Below are 16651 nucleotides of genomic sequence, written 5' to 3'. Positions count from 1 at the left end.
GGCTGTAGCTCTTGTTTGCCATTTAAGACCATTCCTTTCTTTGAGCCTGAACATCTCAATTTTATCGGAATGGTCTTAGTGGTAAAACCGCTGATTCCTCCACCCGCATAGCGGGTGGTTTTTTTGTTTCGCGCGTTTCACGCGCTCAACTGGCTAAAGCCATAACAAAAAAACCCGCCGATAACGGCGGGTATAGGTTTAGGATAGCGGCTGAGCAACGGGCTGCCCATCCTTCCATGTATAAGGTACGGATTTTACCGGGACATAATAGGATTCCTTCTCCAGGAACACCCGTAAATCCTCTCCTTCTTGCGGATCGGAACCGTTTTTCTGGATCGCCTGCATAATATCAAAGGCATAATCGGCGTACACCGTTCCCTCTTCATCCATCATAAAGGTCATCTCCTGACCTGAGTACACACTCATCAATCTAACGGATTTGGCATCGGTCTTGGACAGGTCCACCGCCGTATATCCCGGGTAGAGGGCTTCGCCTGCGGGAAGCGCGTTGTCATGCGCCATTTTGTACAAATTAACCGCTCTCTGAACGTCATTCACCTTCTGGGCCGTGGTCAAGTCCATGACCTTCACGGTTGGCTCCGTTTCCTCATTAATAATGAGAAAATATCCACTGCCGCCCTTCTCAAATGCCGTATCCGGAATTTGGTCAATGTATCCCCGGTTCTTCAGCTGATCCAGATCGACCCGGTATTTCTCATACCGTGGAATTTCCGGACCTGCCGTAATCATCGGTAATATTCCCTGTTCTTTATAAAAATCATCTACGGCCGATTGTATCCGCTTGACACTTTCCCTATATGAAACCTTGTTCTCCTGCATTTTCTCGTCAGGATAAAGACAGCCTGTCAGCAACATCGGAAACAGCACCAGGACTAAGACGGCTGACATTCGCTTCGAACGGCCTGTCGCTTGGGTCATCCAAGAGATCATACTCAACTAACATCATCCTTCGCTTTAAATAAAGTCATCGGACTCCCGATTTCTCGCCGCTTCCAGCTGTTTGCGGATCGCTGCTTTGAGCGGATCCTCGGGAATCATTACCTTGATATGATTCGTGATTCTCGTCTGGCAGGATAGCCGGTAGCCTTGTTCAATCATCGATGTCCCCAGCTTCCTGATTTCCTTGGGCTCCGGAGCGGAGCAATGATCGCGTTCCTCGCTCGGGACAATGATCTTGCACATCAAACAACTGGCTTTGCCTCCGCAGCGGGTAGGAATACGCACACCGGCCCGACGTGAGGCATCCAGAACGTTCGTGTGCGGGCGAACCTTGACCTTTTTCTGATCCGGTTGAAATAATACCTCGTAGTCCAACGATAAACGCGCTCCTTTTCTTATGTACACCTTCTGCCATACTCCCTGGCTGCTTTACACAGTACGCCGGTTAAAGTCCGGTTAATCGTTTCAAAACCATTCGATGTTCCCCATGCAGCTGGTTCCGGCTTAATAACTGCCGAAGAAGCGGCATATGATGGTCCATGTCCCGCTGGATCGCTTCCGAAATGGCAATGTATCGATCCGGTCTGTCCCGAAGCACATTAAACACCAGTTCATGAGATAACGGCATTAGCCGTACCGTGGCGCCCTGTATATGACTCTCTGGTGCTGCAGGATACAGCAATTGATCGATCTCAACACAGTAGGAGGATCCGTTTGATTTGACTTCAAATCCGCCTACCAGTTCAATCGGGACTTTCTCTATTTCATAGTGGCTCAGAATCGAAGAATATATCCCTTCTTGGTCCAAGCGGGGAACATCCACGGCCATAGGAGCCAGCGACTCATGCAAAGGCTGTACGCCCCTTGTATCGGTATATATATCGATATCTCTCGGCGGTTTGTCCAAAGTTACATCCTGAAGGAGCAAGCTGCAGCTTCCACCGAGCAGCCAAGCCATAGGTACCTGATTCAGCTTATGAATGGCGGTAGCTAACACACTCTCCAATTCCGGCAGATCATTCAGCGTCATGCTGCACCCCTTTACCGTATCGTCCCGGATTGGCTTCCTACGTTATATGATGGAGGCCAGTCCAATAATAAAACCGAAAATCATCATCATAAAGGCCACGAACGACAGCGCGCCGCGCAGAAAACCCTTGGTCTTGCTTCGCGCAAGCGTAACCACTATGACGGACAGTGCCATAATCAATAACGCGACTAGGGACAGCCACATCTTTTGCATCGGATCCATGTCACGAAACTCTCCAATCTCTCATCAATTTCAACCTATTATATCACGAAAATGATAGCGCCTCACCTCAGGTATGTCGAAAAAAAGAACAAAAGCCGCTATCCGGTGAGGAGCGTCTTTTGTTCAACATCATCATCGTATCTTATTTGTTCATCATCATTTTCATCAAGGCTTCCATATTGCTCGGATTCATGCCACTCTTCTTCACCGCGCCGACAATCTCCTGGATCGTGTCCTCACTAACAGGTATGTTCGCCATCGAAGATACCTGCTTGATCAGCTGGCGGAGCTGGGCTTCATTTTGCATTGTAGACGGCTTAACCGTGCTAGCCAGCTTATTGACAGCCCCTGAAGAAATTTTCTTGCCGCTTTTCTTGTTAATCGCATTCAGTACATCCTTGTGAAAGCTTTTGCTCATTTCCACCCCTCCTCCGACATCCTCACATCAATATATGAGTCAATCATCGGAATGGTGAATAAGCTAGGTGTGCCATTGCTCCCAAGTTTCAAGCGGCATCATTTCCATCTCTGTTTTGGGATCCCGCCCCATCAAGGCTTCTACGGCGGTCCGGGGATTCCGGTCTTTAAACAACACATGGTACAGTTGGTCGGCAATCGGCATCTGGACGCCGTATTTCTCGGAAATGGCATGTGCGGCTTGGGTCGTGCGTATTCCTTCCACAACCATACCCATGGAGCCCAGAACCTCATCCAACTTTTTCCCCTGACCGAGCATCGAACCGGCTCGCCAGTTTCGGCTGTGCTGGCTGGTGGCGGTAACCACGAGATCACCGATTCCCGCAAGCCCGGCAAACGTCAGCGGATTCGCGCCCATTTCCATGCCGATTCGCAAAATTTCTGCCAAGCCTCTCGTAATAAGCGCTGCCTTGGCGTTGTCGCCGAAACCCAGTCCGTCGGACATCCCGGCCCCCAAAGCAATGATATTCTTCAAGGCCCCGGCCAGCTCAACACCGATCATATCCCGGTTCGTGTACACTCTGAAATACGTGTTCATGAACAAATCCTGAGCGGCCACAGCCGCCTCGGCATCCAAAGAAGCCACAACAACCGTAGTCGGGCAGCGTCTGACCACTTCCTCCGCATGACTTGGTCCTGATAATACCACCACACGGCCTTCCTCGCAGCCAAGCTCCTCGGATATGACGGTGGACATCCGCTTCAAGGATTCGATCTCAAATCCTTTGGTTGCGTGAATCACCAGCATGTCTTCGGCCCAGTACTGCTTCAGCTGGCCCGCCACATCCCGCATCGCCGACGAAGGGGCAACGATAACCACGGCAGCGGCCGAAGAGACCGCCTCTTTCATATCGGTTGTAGCACGGATATTCGTTGGTAACTCCACCCCGGGTAAATAACGGATGTTGGTATGCGACTCGTTGATTTCACGAGTCTGTTCCTCCGTTCTTGTCCAGACGACCACATCCAGATCATTTGAAGCGAGAACACTTGCCAAAGCGGTTCCCCAACTGCCTGCCACCAGAACAGCGACTTTGTCAGACAACGCGCTTCCCTCCTTTGTCCTTTCCTTTTCCGGAACCCAGCTTGTTTTCACGCCCCTGCACAAGCTTCACGATGTTCGAGCGATGCCGCCAGAAGGCGAATACGCATATGATCAAGCTCGTCCAAAAGATTGGCCACGAATAATCCGCGATCAATAGAAAAACAGGGGTAAGTACTACAAAAATAAGGGAACCCAAAGATACATAACGGGTAAAAACAATGGATAGAATTGCGATAACGCCTGCTATCAACGCTGGTATAAAGCAAAGCGTAGCAAGCACCCCAATGGCTGTTGCAATCCCTTTGCCGCCTCGAAAGCGGAAGTATAGAGGCCAATTATGGCCGATAATGGCCGCAATACCGCACAATCCTGGCAGCCACGCATTGTCTCCCCCGAGCCATCGTCCGATCCAAACCGCAGCGATGCCCTTAATTACATCCAAAGCCAATACCAGTATGGCAGGTCCCTTTCCCAGGACGCGAAGGGTATTGGTTGCCCCGGCGTTGCCGCTGCCATGCTGACGAATGTCAATCCCTTTCAGGATTTTGGCAAGCAGTACGCTAAAGCTTACCGAACCGAGTAAATAACACACTACTATCGCTACGATCTCCAAAATCAAGCTATTCTCCCCTAACTCTCATCAGACTTTCTTCGAGTAAATATCCTGATGGGTGTACCTTCAAAGTCAAACGCGGCCCGAATCTTGTTCTCAAGATAACGCTCATATGAGAAGTGCATCAATTCCGGATCGTTGACAAATACGACCATAGTCGGCGGCTTGACCGCAACCTGTGTTGAATAGTTAATGCGCAATCTTCTTCCCTTATCCGTTGGAGGCGGATTGATGGCAATCGCATCGGATATGACATCGTTAAGGAGATGCGTCTGCACGCGCAGCGAATGCTGATCAGCCACATGCTTAACGACCGGGAGCAGCTTCTGCAAACGCTGCTTCGTTTTGGCCGACAGGAAAACAACCGGCGCATAGGTCATGAACAAGAAATGATCGCGGATCTTTTTCTCGAACTGCTGCATCGTTTTGTCATCCTTCTCGACCATATCCCATTTGTTGACAACGAACAAAGAAGCTTTACCGGCCTCATAGGCGTACCCGGCTATATGCTTGTCCTGCTCGATGATGCCTTCTTCCCCGTTGATGAGGACCAGAACGACATCCGCGCGCTCGATGGCACGCATGGCACGCATGACGCTGTATTTCTCCGTGGTCTCATACACTTTCCCGCGTTTGCGCATGCCAGCCGTATCGATGAGCACATACCGCTGCCCATCCTTCTCGAACGGCGTGTCAATAGCATCGCGAGTAGTACCGGCAACGTCACTGACAATGACACGCTCTTCTCCCAAAATGGCATTAACCAGGGAGGACTTGCCCACATTCGGTCTGCCAATCAGGGCAACACGAATAACATCCTCGTCATATCCATCGTCTTCGAGTTCCGGCAGATTCTCGACCACAACGTCCAGCAGGTCGCCGATCCCCGTGCCGTGGCTGCCCGAAATTCCGACAGGATCGCCAAATCCGAGGGAATAGAACTCATAAATATCATCAACGCGCTTCAAATTATCCACTTTGTTTACGCTTAGGATGACAGGTTTACCTGAACGGAACAGAATCTGTGCAACTTCCTCGTCCGATTGGGTAACCCCTGTCTTCGCATCGCACATAAATACGATGACGTCCGCTTCTTCAATTGCAAGCTCGGCCTGCATGCGGATGGATTTCAATATCATGTCATCGCCGTCGATTTCGATACCGCCAGTATCAATGACGCTGAACGCTTTGCCATTCCATTCGGCACTACCGTAAATCCGGTCACGGGTGATACCCGGTTTATCTTCAACGATGGCTAATCTGTCGCCAATCAATCGGTTAAATATGGTGGATTTACCGACGTTAGGCCGTCCAACGATAGCCACTACGGGTCTTGCCATAGTCACTCCTCCTGTCAATTCTTACGATTATCATCATAGCAAAAAACGTTACAATTGGCTAACCTTTCATCTTTATTTCTATTATGCTCTACCCCATGTTACAACATCCGCAAACGTTCGTCCCCTAAAAAAACAAATGGCGAACCCAGATTTCTGGGTTCGCCGACTTCGTTATGATAGGTCCATAGACCGAACAAAACTGTTCCCGGGCTTACTTGAATTTGCTCAGCTTATCGCCGAAACGCTCTCCAAGCGTAACGCTCATGCCTTGATTGTTCAAAGAAACGTTCGGGTTGTCTTTCAGGTCGATTTTAGGACCTTTGGACGGTTTTTCAGCGCGAGGAGCTTGAGCTGGCGCTTCTTCCGTTTCTTTGATGCTCAGGCTGATACGTTGCTCAGAAGTGTTGATATCAAGCACTTTAACCTGAACTTCTTGGCCTTCTTTCAATACTTCTTGCGGTGTACCGATATGCTTGTGGGAGATTTGGGAGATATGAACCAAACCTTCAACACCTGGTGCCAGTTCAACGAAAGCTCCGAAAGTAACCAAACGTTTAACTACGCCTGTTACGATGTCACCCGTGTTGAATTGCTCGCCAGCTGTTTCCCAAGGACCTGGAGCGGCTGCTTTGATACTGAGGCTGATTTTTCCTTTTTCAGGATCTACTTTCAGTACCTTCACACGCACTTGATCACCTTCGGACAATACATCCGCAGGCTTATCAACGTGGCTCCAAGCGATCTCGGATACGTGAACCAAGCCGTCTACGCCGCCAACATCAACAAATGCGCCGAATTGAGTAAGGCGTTGTACAGTACCTTCCAGCACTTGGCCATCTTGAAGCTCGGACATCACTTTTTGTTTGTTTGCTTCGAACTCTTCTTCCAGAACATCCTTCTGGGAAAGGATCACTTTGTTGTTCTCGCGGTCCAGTTCCTTCACTTTCACGCGAAGCGTGCGGCCTTTATAGTCGCTGAAGTCCTCAACGAAATGACGCTCTACCATGGATGCAGGGATAAATCCGCGTGCACCCACATCGGCTACGAGTCCGCCTTTAACGACGTCAGCCACCGTTACTTCGAATACGTCCTGATCCGCAAAATGCTTCTCAAGCTCTTCCCACGAATTCTCAGTATCGATCGCGCGCTTGGAAAGAACCAGGCTTTCCTTATCGTCGTTAATGCTAACGACTTTGCACTCTACCTCTTGGCCAACCTGAACCGCATCAGATGCGTTATCAAGCTGTACAGAAGACAGTTCGCGAACAGGAATTACGCCGTCATATTTATATCCAATGCTTACATAAGCTTGGTTGTCCTCCAGTTTGACGATCGTCCCTTTCACGGTGTCCCCTTTTTTCAAGGATACGATTTGGTCCAGCTGCTCTTGGTTTTCTACAGCCTCTTCATTTCTTGTTTCTTCCGACATGTCAAATAACCTCCTCAATTCAAACCCCATTTATTTAAACTCGCATTCGCGAAGTTCAAAACATAATTGCTGTAGTATCTTTCCAATCTCCCCATGCTTTTTATGCATGGAGCGAATAAATCAGTTCACGGTTGGTTTGCCGCTTGCGCGCATTTCGTGAATCTTGGCCATGATCAATTCGGTTGCCGTATCCAGGGCTTCCGGTGACTTGTCACCTTCGAACCGGGAGAGGTCCACAGGTGCACCATAGATGATTTTCACTTTGCGAAAAAGCTTGTAATCTCCAATGATGGCAGCCGGTATGACCGTTGCTCCGCTGCGAAGAGCGAAACTTGCCGCACCCCGTTTGGCCGCAGTTGAATCGGAATTACGCGTGCCCTCAGGAAAGATACCCATGATCTCACCTGTACGCAGTATCGTGAGGGCGGTTTTGATCGAATCTTTACTTACTCCGCCGCGCTTGACCGGAAATGCTCCAAGCTGACGAACCAGCCATCCGAACACCGGAATGTTGAACAATTCCGCTTTGGCCATGAACTTAACCTGGCGCTTGACGTGAATGCCCACAGATATCGGATCTCGAATGCTAATATGATTGCTACAGATTAGCACGCCGCCTTCTGAAGGTATGTTATGTACGCCGACAGATTCGAATCTGTAGAGAATAGCGAACAAACCGCGGACCACCGCTCTGCAAAAAACATAAATCATGTCCTTTTCTCCCCATCCCACTTAAGTTTCGCAATATGAAAGAATTGCCTCCACAACTTGATTGATATCCATATGTGTCGTATCCAATATGATGGCATCCTCTGCGCATCGGAGCGGCGACACTTCACGTTCCTGGTCAAGCCTGTCACGTTCTGCGATATCTCTTTCCAGTTGTTCCAGCGATATGCCTTCATCACTCAACTCATTGAAGCGGCGGAGAGCACGTTCCTTGACACTGGCCGTCATGAAAATCTTTACCTCAGCATCCGGCAAAACAGTTGTGCCGATGTCACGTCCATCCATGACAACGCCCTTCTCTTGCGCCATTTGCTGCTGTAAATGGACAAGCTTTATTCGCACACCCTCGATTCGTGCATATTTGGATACTACTGCACTAACCTGATGCGAACGAATATAAGGTGTGACGTCTTCCCCATTCAACAAGACCATTTGACCATTTTCATGCGGTTTTAATTCAATCACCATATTTTGTGCATGTTGAAGCACTTTTTCGGGATTTTCTGGAGAAATCCCTTGGTTCAGCATGAACCAGGTGACTGCCCTGTACATGGCTCCGGTATCCACGTAGATGTACTGCAGCCTGCTGGCTACCATACGCGCTACGGTGCTTTTACCCGCCCCTGCCGGACCGTCGATGGCAATATTAATTCTGTCGCGATAACCTGTCCCCTGCGTAACCAACGGGGCATTCCTCCTCAAACATATACCTCGAAATCGAAAGGGCTTACCATCCGATACGGACGGGATCACCGTTTCTCTAGTGAAAATATATAAGAAAGCGCGGATGAAACCAAGTCACGATCTTATATTTCAAGAAAAAAGCAGGCGCCCGCCTGCGACGTGAAAATTATACCACACTAGCTAGAGTGATGCAAAAGAGAAGGGGTGTTTTCCCCCATCCAATCGTTTACATTTGGCTCGTTAACGGGAACACCCTCCATCTGCTGAATTGGCGAAATATAGGGCCGGCTAGGTTCATAATGCAATAGCAACTGGGTGATCACCAAGGCTAGTACAAGACCGATTAGCAGCTTAAGCAGCATTTTCCCATAGTGGTCATGCAGGGCTTGTCCCTTCTCGGCGTCCTTAACTTCCAGTCCTGTTTTTTTGGGCAGTTGGTCGTGATCGTTTACTACTTCTGACATGGCTGACAGTTCCTCCGGCACAAAATTTTCGGATAGTGTGCCACCGGCTTGTCCTTTTTATGCATTAACGATTGCGAAAATCAAACTGTCTCTCAAAACAATAACGAATCAGCTTCTGGCGCTCCATATCTGCGATCTGATTAAACTTCAGCATCACGATGCTTCGATTGGTAGGCAGCTCCTTAACCCTCACAACCTCGCCTTCAAACGGGACATGCTCCACGGATCCGTTCTTAAACGGGATCAGTATCCAGCAAGTCAATATACTCCCATCCGCAATCGTTTGATCCGGCTGCAGATGAAAGGATACGCCGCCGCCGCCGACATCGTCGGTTTTGGCTAAAAACTGGGTGCCGTCTTTGGTCATAACGGCTACCTCGAGCTCAGCTTGCACCCGTAGGAAGCTTCTTCTCTGCACCTTCGTAATTTGATCCTGCTCCGGCTTCTTGATGCGAACCAGACGGATAATATCCTCATGGTGACTAAGGACGTGGGAATTGAAGAAATTCTTGACTCCGCCTTCCGTTAAAAAATAAGCGGACAGCTCGTCCCCGATGTACAGCTTTTTCAGCTTGCCCGTCCCTTCCTGCAGCGGAATCTCCATATACATCGATTCGTCATCCATGTCGGAAATGCGGGATTTATATACAATATTGGCTTCCTTCTCATCCCCGGTATCCAACTGGATATAGAGGACATCGTTAATCTTTGGATACAATGCGCTCACCCACCACTAATTCATCATAATCATTATTTTCCATTATATCACGGGATGCCACGGCCCATAGGACAAAATCTTCAAATCAAGGTCGATTCATGTCTTTCCTTGGGAAACTCGGGACTCTCCCACTTGCTTTTAGCCTCTTCATCCAAGCAAAAAAGCCGATTCAGGAAATCACCTGAACCGGCTTGAATCAAGCAGTGCTTCGATTATTTAATTCCTGCCTGCGCATCCTTCACGACTTCCACTGTTTCCTCAAGGCCGGTGTTCGAATTAATGTAAATCCGATACTGGGACCCGTTGATCCGCCCTCCAAATTCATAACACAGCGTATCCTCGGAACGGTCGTTTTTGATTAAGGCTTTACGGTGATAGAGCACCTTAAAGTCAGGATTCAAGACCTTCTCCGCTTCGGCAAGACTAAGTTTCGGCTGGGGAATCTCTCGCTTGACCTGATGCTCGTACACAAAGTCGCTGGCCTGAAATCCAATGACATCCCCATTGTCCATAGCCGAACGAACCGTGATTTTCTCAGGATAAATCAGCACGCCGTCCTCTTCACGAACAAAGGAAAAGTTGGCCAGGTTGTCGTATTGGTCCGCTGAAATAACCGTCATATCGGAATAGCCTTTTTGCGTCAGGAAATGCTGGGCTTTGTCGATTGCAGTTTGAACGGACGCTTGCTTGGCGCCAACATTCCGTTCATCCGTATAGGAGATCAACTGGCCGCCTTTTTCAGTAAAGTCCATGCTGAGCATATGACCATTCGGATGCTGTACCTTCGCTGTATACGATACCCACTCGGTGCCGTTTCCGTTCTTTGTCACTTGCACTTTGGCATTGTTACCCACATCCGAGAACTTTAGCGCCTTGCGTTTCACATCCTCTTCCGATATCGGCATGCCTGCCAACTGCTTCACGGAACGGCGGTTATAAATGCTGCTTACCGATGGTCCCCAGTCAAGCTCAGGGTAGGACTCCACCTTCTTATCCACCGTTTTGAAGCCGTCAATAATGGAATTATCTTCGACTTTATTCGTAGCCAGTGCCGTCTCTACATCCATCCAGCGCAAACTGTTTGCGATAACCTTGTTTTGCACATGCTGCAAATCCTTCGTAATTTCGCCGGAGTTGGCGTACAAGGATTTCAACGTTTTGACTTCACTCTCACTGAGCGGCTCCTTCGTCAAATCACGCACACCTGTTTTGTAAGCAAAATTAGAAATTCGTGAAAGGAACTCCTCGGTCTTATTGAAGGGAAGGAGCGTAAGCGGCAGCTGGCTGATCTCATTTTGAGCCTCGCTGGTTAGACGCCATACATTCATCAAGCCCTTCCGATGCATCCCTTGGGAGGTAGAGCTTACCGCAAGCGTATTGCCGAGCTCGGCATGAATCCTGTCCATATTGTACGACAAGTCATGGAATGCCCGTTGGTATTGGTTCTCGGCATTAATCAATATGGCGTTTTTCTCTTTATTCTCTTGATAACCCCATACCAGAGCCCCGATCAATAAAATTGTGGCCACAGGAAACAGGATAGCGCTTAATCGTTTGTACATGATGCGATAGTCTCCTTTCTTCTACTCACTGCCGTTAGTTTGACTAGAAGAAAGAAGTCTTATGCATTTCTGTATAATTCCTTCATCCCTTAGAAATCTTCCTCAATCTCGAAGTGATCGCGGTTGTTGCACAGACACTGCTTAAATCCGGTTTCGATCCGGCCCTGTTCCTTTTTTCCCCGCAGCACAAAACGTTCACCGCAATCTTTGCAAAGAATTTTCACTTTTACACGCAAAAAAAGACACCTCCCTTTCTATGATTCCCTGGCTGTCAGCCGAGGTCTATAGAATGAAGTGTGCCCTGATTTGTTAAGTGTTAACCTCTTCCTCCCGCTTAATGAAACGGAAAGGAGAACGGTTGTTAGCTCTAGAGATTTTGCCCATGCCGCCATACCATAGCAGCACCATAAGCGGTACGATGAACCATACCCATGTGTGAGTCAGCAGACTCAGAATCAGGTCGTACAAACCATGCCACATCCAAGGCAGGAACAAGGATAGAACGAGGAAGAACCTTCTTCGTTTTCCTTCCGTGAATCTCGCATGTCCCATGTAGTATCCCATGATGACGCCAAACATCGCGTGTCCCGATACGGGCAGCAGTGCTCGCAGGAACATCGGACCAAAGGCTGCCTGGCTGTACCAGGCGTAAAGCAAATTCTCTACCGTAGCAAATCCAAGCGATATCGCCACTGCATAAAGGATGCCGTCATAAGGCTCGTCAAATTCCGTATGGTTAAATATAATGTGATACATTACGAACCATTTCAGAAATTCCTCAACACCCGCCGAAACGAGCAATGAGTTGACTACCGGATTGTCGCCAAGCCATAGTATCATTCCCCGCTGCAAAATCATAACCGGGAAAACGACCAGAACCCCTAACATGAACACTTTGATCACCATGTGCAGGGGCTCTTGATCATACCTATCTTTCAGGTAAAAATACGTGAGCAATGCGAGTCCCGGCGCCAAAGCTGACGCAATTACCGAGAACACCAGCACTAAAATTCCCCTTCCGTTAGTTGCGGGCCTGAAGTCCGGCACGCACGCCCACCTTTATTAATGCTGACGCTGGAAGTGTGTACAGATAACCTCAACCGCTTGCTGAGGCATTACTTTCTTACCGTATTCCTCCAGCATAGCCTCCGTTACTGAAGAGGATTCACCGAATTCAGCCAGCATCGCAATAACCGCCGGCAGCTTCTCGCTATCCAATTCCTCAGGATCGAAGTACAAAAACCATTTATCCATATAGTGATAGAGCTTACCCGCTCCGCCTACAAGGTCCTTCAACATATGCGATGCTTCAATGAGCACTTCAAAATCCTGAAAAACATAGACGATAGTATCACTTTGATCCAGCGTTACTTCCATTTCATAAATCTCGTCCGGCATATCTTCTTCGGACAAGCCGCCGAAATGATGATCGTATTTCCCTCTCGTCACAATAACCACCATGCCCTGGGCAGGCAGTGCAAACACCTCAACGGCAAGAGGTCCGGTGGCATCAAATCCGAGCTCACTGTATGCCTGATCCATCATCTCCGTAAACAGGTCATAAACTTTCGGTATTTCCTGCCACATCTCTTCCTTCTGGATCCCACGCTCACTCAGATCGTCAAACGTGAGGAAAATCCGTATCTTATCTTGACTCAAACGCTCTATTTTCATGACAGGATCCTCCTTACGTAAACAAAAGTTTATAACAAATTATGATGTCTGGATTATGACGTGATAAAAATGGTTTTATATAATTGATTTTATCATTTAATACCCACAAATGCACGTAAATATGTAACTGAAGAAAAAAGAATCATTCACAGGGATTCGTGTGGCCGGTCCCCGAGAATGATTCAAAATGGTTCTTGCCGTTTACAAACCCGGTATGACGGTGTGGGTTTCTTTCAAAATCTGTTCGACTTCGTTCTTGACATCTGGGTTGTTTCGGATAAAATCCTTGACTTGTTTCAGGTTGGCAGCCTTCGAATGAGTCGATGTCTGTACCCCTGCAGTTCCATTGGAATGAGTGGAATCATGTCGGCCTGAACTGGGAGACACGCTTTCTTGGCTCGAGCCGGAATAATGCTGGCTCTTCGTGCCCTGAATTTTACTCATCGCGGTATCCGCGAATCGGCCAAGATTCGCATCTTTCATCATTGAGGAGAAGAACCTGCTGTTATTACGGGAAATCATCCGGCATGCAACGGCGCCGATAATGACACCATATAGAAATGACGAAGTCTTCACAAATGATACCTCCTTCTATGGTAAACTCGAGATTATTGTTCTCGCACCGCCAGGAACTCATGCTACATAAATACAGGAAAGTGAGATGGAATCATGGTTAGAACACGAACAGCACTTCTGCTGGCTGGCTGCCTTATGCTCAGCGCTTGCGGCAACAACGGAGTTGATCAGAAGCAAAGCACGGCCACGGAAGTCGGTAATGACAGAGCAACGCAGCAAAGTGAAACCTCTGGACAGGTGCCCGCTCCGAAAGAAGGTACCGACAAATCAACCGAAACGGACAAGTCTGAAGCCGATCCTGAAGTAGATACTCCCGCGGACCCATCGGATGAAGCCGTCAAGATTCCCGATGCCGAGGCGCCGACTGAACCGAAGTATCACATGAATAAGGTGTATCGCATCGTCCCAAATGATGATACCGTACCCGGAAAAGTGGTGCTGCTCACATTTGACGACGGTCCCAAGGAAGAAAAAATGATCAACCAAATGATCGATACGCTCGACAAACATGACGCCAAAGCGATTTTCTTCGTGAATGGATACCGCGCGAAGGAACATCCTGAACTGCTGAAGCTGATCCATGACCGCGGTCAAATCATTGGGAATCATTCCTGGGACCATATCGACCTGAAAAAAGAAAATAAACAGACGGTAAAGAAACAGATCGGCGATGTCCAGCAAATCGTCAAGGAAGCAACCGGATCGGAACCGAAGTTTTTCCGTCCTCCGTTCGGCTCAGGCGGAGATATCGTCAAGGAAGTTGCTCTTAGTCATGACCTGCTGTTCATGACCTGGTCCAACGGTTCGCTGGATTGGGAAAGCAAAAGCAAAAACAAGCCCGATGCCGTAGTCAGCAATGTGCTCGAGCAGCTTCACCCTGGCAGCAACATTCTGATGCACGAGCTTCCGTGGACCGTAGAGGCCCTCGATACCTTGCTGACCAAGCTTGAAGCCAAAGGATATGGTTTCGTGGATCCGCGACAAATCGAACCTAAAATAAGATAATCCGGGAAAACACAAAAACCTTAATTCTTCCGTCACCGTCTGACGATCGAATTAAGGTTTTTTGCGTAATGTAATTACATGGTATTCTGCGGGACATTGCAAGCGCAGCGGGATATGGGAGGTACCGAATCCCCGGCTGATCAGCATCCTGGAAGAATGTTCGGTTTCGCCCGCCTTTCTCGGCAGTGCATACCATCCGGATTTAAACTTCTTGTAAAAGCGCGTCAGACGAACGGCTCCGGCCAACGGCAGCACGATCTGTCCCCCATGGGTATGTCCTGCCAGCACCAGATCCCCAAACACCACATCCTTGCCCTTGATCCATATCGGATCATGCACCAGAATGATGTGATACTGGTCTTCGGCTGCATTCCCCCGAAATCTTGTGTATGGGTGTTTCCGGCTGGCCGGCTGCCTTACGCCGCTGAGAACAATTCGCTCGTTACTCCGTTTTAACGTAACGGACTTGTCATTCAGCAGCATAACGCCGCTCTCCCGCAACGCTTTACGGACAGCGTCCTTGCCTGCATTCAGATCATGATTCCCCAAGACGGCATAGACGGGTGCGATACGGACCAGCACCGACAAGTTATGCCTCAACCGCTGAAGGGGCACTCCTCTTTCCGTGATATCCCCGCCAAGCAGTACGCAATCCACCGATGAAAGATTGGATAATAGCTTCTCTTCTGACAATTGTCTGCGATGTATATCGGTGATGAACAATATCCGAAACCCGTCAAACGAGTGAGGGATACGTTCGGATACGACTTCTTCCTCACGCACCCGATAGCCCCTGGCCTCAGCCCTCATCCAGCCGATAGCGCCTGCACCGAGTGCCGCAGCACCTGCTATCCACATCAACACACTCATAATAACTCCTTTAACAATTCCTTTAATGGAGGTGCTCCGATAAGTCCCCACCACAGAAGACCTACCATTAACAATATGAAAATGACGATCAATGAGTTCACAAACCATTTGCTCATTCTTACGCGGTACGAGGAATATGTATTCGTGCGTTTAGGAGCAGACACTTCTTCCTCTGTTTGACGCTGACGTGACCGGGTCGATCTCGAACGGCTCAAGCCGTCCGCTGTCGTGCTGCTCCGGGGCTTTTGCTCCACGGAACTTGCTCGGGGCGGCGATTTAGATCGACTCCGCGTTTCATCCGCTTGTCGCGACTTCGCTTCCGTTCTTTTTTCTGATTGAGCCGTTGACTTGTTTTTGCGGCTTTTATTTCGGCTCTGATGTCGTTGCATTCTGCTAAGTTCGTTCATGTTCCTCTTTCCTCCGAAACCGAATCAACATTCCTGATATGAAATCAATCAGAAAATGGCACAGGATTGGTGCCCAAATGGTACCCGTTTGAATATAGACGTAACCCAGACCATAACTGCTTAAGAAAACCCACCCGGTTGGAAGCCAATGCTTTAAATATCTGACATGAATAAGCGCGAACAAGATACTCGTCCAGTACGGTCCGAACGCATGCTGGATAGCTCCTCGAAACAATAACTCCTCGCAGATGGATACAACCAAAGCTATAACAAAAATATGCCAAACCGGCCTTTTTCGGAACAGCATTTCATTGATTCCGCCATCGTCCATACTGTCCTCTGACACAAACCGGGATAATACAAAATCCACTACCAGCATGGCGGCAGCAAGTCCGAGCCCCCAATAAACGAACTCGATATCCTTCGGAATGACAAAGAGCCCAAACGGATTCCTCTGCTGAAACAGAATCCAGATCAACCCTGCAATAAGTGTCAATGCTTGGGTCAGATACAGATTAATAAGCAGCAGCCGATCGTTTAATTGGTGGGCTTCGATTCTTTTTACGCGTATTTTAAATTTTTTCATAGAAGATGGGCCTGTCTTTCATCTTGATTTTTAAGATTATCCTCGTATACAACCATAGTAATATCAGAATCATTCAATCATAGGCGGGCATATGCATCATAGCAAATTAACGGTATGACATTCAAGGCTATCCCTTGTTTCTTCCCCTACTTTAAGGCCTATGAACGGAATAAACACCTATTGACACAATGTTAGAGCCATGATACATTATGAAAAAATTAATCTGTGAAAACCGATGATGGAAAAGAGATGCTGTAACG

General features: G+C 48.5%; 22 protein-coding genes and 1 other annotated feature (1 of these 23 cut by a window edge). Of the genes, 1 reads left to right on the top strand and 21 read right to left on the bottom strand.

Features of this window, described 5'->3' with window-relative positions:
- Positions 1-198: 198 nt before the first annotated feature.
- The 18 genes from ACQKPA_RS20675 to ACQKPA_RS20590 all read right to left on the bottom strand — a co-directional run bounded on the left by ACQKPA_RS20675 (position 199) and on the right by ACQKPA_RS20590 (position 13523).
- Positions 199-951, bottom strand: coding sequence for a hypothetical protein (locus ACQKPA_RS20675; protein ID WP_427494379.1), 753 nt, complete (start codon positions 949-951; stop codon positions 199-201).
- A 24-nt stretch (positions 952-975) separates the two neighbouring features.
- On the bottom strand, positions 976-1335 hold the full coding sequence (locus ACQKPA_RS20670) for a 2Fe-2S iron-sulfur cluster-binding protein (protein ID WP_427494378.1): 360 nt from the start codon (positions 1333-1335) through the stop codon (positions 976-978).
- Between the two features lie 70 nt (positions 1336-1405).
- Positions 1406-1990 carry a hypothetical protein gene (locus tag ACQKPA_RS20665; protein ID WP_427494352.1) on the bottom strand — a complete coding sequence of 195 codons (585 nt, stop codon included), beginning with the start codon at positions 1988-1990 and terminating at the stop codon, positions 1406-1408.
- 42 nt (positions 1991-2032) lie between these two features.
- Positions 2033-2212, bottom strand: a complete 180-nt coding sequence (locus ACQKPA_RS20660) for a DUF2768 family protein (RefSeq protein WP_071223929.1) — start codon at positions 2210-2212, stop codon at positions 2033-2035.
- A 142-nt stretch (positions 2213-2354) separates the two neighbouring features.
- Positions 2355-2630, bottom strand: a complete 276-nt coding sequence (locus tag ACQKPA_RS20655) for a stage VI sporulation protein F (RefSeq protein WP_006209456.1) — start codon at positions 2628-2630, stop codon at positions 2355-2357.
- 63 nt (positions 2631-2693) lie between these two features.
- Positions 2694-3734: an NAD(P)H-dependent glycerol-3-phosphate dehydrogenase gene (locus ACQKPA_RS20650; protein ID WP_427494351.1), complete on the bottom strand. Its 1041-nt coding sequence runs from the start codon at positions 3732-3734 to the stop codon at positions 2694-2696.
- A complete protein-coding gene (plsY, locus tag ACQKPA_RS20645; RefSeq protein WP_015734519.1) occupies positions 3727-4353 on the bottom strand; it encodes a glycerol-3-phosphate 1-O-acyltransferase PlsY in 627 nt (208 codons plus the stop codon). The genes ACQKPA_RS20650 and plsY overlap by 8 nt, the downstream gene beginning before the upstream one ends.
- Positions 4354-4364: 11 nt before the next feature.
- Positions 4365-5687, bottom strand: coding sequence for a ribosome biogenesis GTPase Der (gene der / locus ACQKPA_RS20640; RefSeq protein ID WP_071223925.1), 1323 nt, complete (start codon positions 5685-5687; stop codon positions 4365-4367).
- A gap of 211 nt (positions 5688-5898) precedes the next feature.
- A complete protein-coding gene (gene rpsA / locus ACQKPA_RS20635; protein ID WP_071223924.1) occupies positions 5899-7116 on the bottom strand; it encodes a 30S ribosomal protein S1 in 1218 nt (405 codons plus the stop codon).
- A gap of 120 nt (positions 7117-7236) precedes the next feature.
- Positions 7237-7827: a lysophospholipid acyltransferase family protein gene (locus tag ACQKPA_RS20630; RefSeq protein ID WP_427494350.1), complete on the bottom strand. Its 591-nt coding sequence runs from the start codon at positions 7825-7827 to the stop codon at positions 7237-7239.
- Positions 7828-7848: 21 nt separating this feature from the next.
- Positions 7849-8529 (bottom strand): (d)CMP kinase, encoded by a 681-nt coding sequence (gene cmk / locus ACQKPA_RS20625; RefSeq protein ID WP_427494349.1) that lies wholly within the window; start codon positions 8527-8529, stop codon positions 7849-7851.
- 176 nt (positions 8530-8705) lie between these two features.
- Complete coding sequence (locus tag ACQKPA_RS20620) at positions 8706-8993, bottom strand: DUF5359 family protein (RefSeq protein ID WP_427494348.1); 288 nt, start codon at positions 8991-8993, stop codon at positions 8706-8708.
- A 64-nt stretch (positions 8994-9057) separates the two neighbouring features.
- Positions 9058-9711 carry a flagellar brake protein gene (locus tag ACQKPA_RS20615; RefSeq protein WP_427494347.1) on the bottom strand — a complete coding sequence of 218 codons (654 nt, stop codon included), beginning with the start codon at positions 9709-9711 and terminating at the stop codon, positions 9058-9060.
- A 212-nt stretch (positions 9712-9923) separates the two neighbouring features.
- A complete protein-coding gene (gene ypeB / locus ACQKPA_RS20610) occupies positions 9924-11273 on the bottom strand; it encodes a germination protein YpeB (protein ID WP_427494346.1) in 1350 nt (449 codons plus the stop codon).
- Between the two features lie 89 nt (positions 11274-11362).
- On the bottom strand, positions 11363-11509 hold the full coding sequence (locus ACQKPA_RS20605; RefSeq protein WP_181469710.1) for a hypothetical protein: 147 nt from the start codon (positions 11507-11509) through the stop codon (positions 11363-11365).
- A gap of 73 nt (positions 11510-11582) precedes the next feature.
- Positions 11583-12278 (bottom strand): glutamic-type intramembrane protease PrsW, encoded by a 696-nt coding sequence (prsW, locus tag ACQKPA_RS20600; RefSeq protein WP_071223918.1) that lies wholly within the window; start codon positions 12276-12278, stop codon positions 11583-11585.
- A 57-nt stretch (positions 12279-12335) separates the two neighbouring features.
- Complete coding sequence (locus ACQKPA_RS20595) at positions 12336-12947, bottom strand: genetic competence negative regulator (protein WP_071223917.1); 612 nt, start codon at positions 12945-12947, stop codon at positions 12336-12338.
- 201 nt (positions 12948-13148) lie between these two features.
- Entirely contained in the window at positions 13149-13523 is a 375-nt protein-coding gene (locus ACQKPA_RS20590) for a hypothetical protein (protein WP_113056947.1), read from the bottom strand.
- A 93-nt stretch (positions 13524-13616) separates the two neighbouring features.
- On the opposite strand from ACQKPA_RS20590, the gene ACQKPA_RS20585 reads away from it, so the two are divergent.
- Positions 13617-14528 carry a polysaccharide deacetylase family protein gene (locus ACQKPA_RS20585; RefSeq protein WP_427494345.1) on the top strand — a complete coding sequence of 304 codons (912 nt, stop codon included), beginning with the start codon at positions 13617-13619 and terminating at the stop codon, positions 14526-14528.
- Between the two features lie 51 nt (positions 14529-14579).
- Here ACQKPA_RS20585 and ACQKPA_RS20580 read toward each other — a convergent pair whose 3' ends face one another.
- The 3 genes from ACQKPA_RS20580 to ACQKPA_RS20570 are packed head-to-tail and all read right to left on the bottom strand — an operon-like array spanning position 14580 to position 16391.
- Positions 14580-15398 (bottom strand): metallophosphoesterase, encoded by an 819-nt coding sequence (locus tag ACQKPA_RS20580; protein WP_427494344.1) that lies wholly within the window; start codon positions 15396-15398, stop codon positions 14580-14582.
- Entirely contained in the window at positions 15395-15805 is a 411-nt protein-coding gene (locus tag ACQKPA_RS20575) for a hypothetical protein (RefSeq protein ID WP_427494343.1), read from the bottom strand. Before ACQKPA_RS20575 ends, ACQKPA_RS20580 begins: the two co-directional genes overlap by 4 nt.
- On the bottom strand, positions 15792-16391 hold the full coding sequence (locus ACQKPA_RS20570; RefSeq protein WP_071223912.1) for a CPBP family intramembrane glutamic endopeptidase: 600 nt from the start codon (positions 16389-16391) through the stop codon (positions 15792-15794). The genes ACQKPA_RS20575 and ACQKPA_RS20570 overlap by 14 nt, the downstream gene beginning before the upstream one ends.
- Before the next feature lie 226 nt (positions 16392-16617).
- Positions 16618-16651 (top strand) — a binding site (T-box leader) (it continues 197 nt past the right edge of the window).

This window comes from Paenibacillus sp. NPDC093718 (genome assembly GCF_050279985.1).
Classification (GTDB): Bacteria; Bacillota; Bacilli; order Paenibacillales; family Paenibacillaceae; genus Paenibacillus_AQ.
This window is presented reverse-complemented; position numbering and strand designations above follow the sequence as displayed.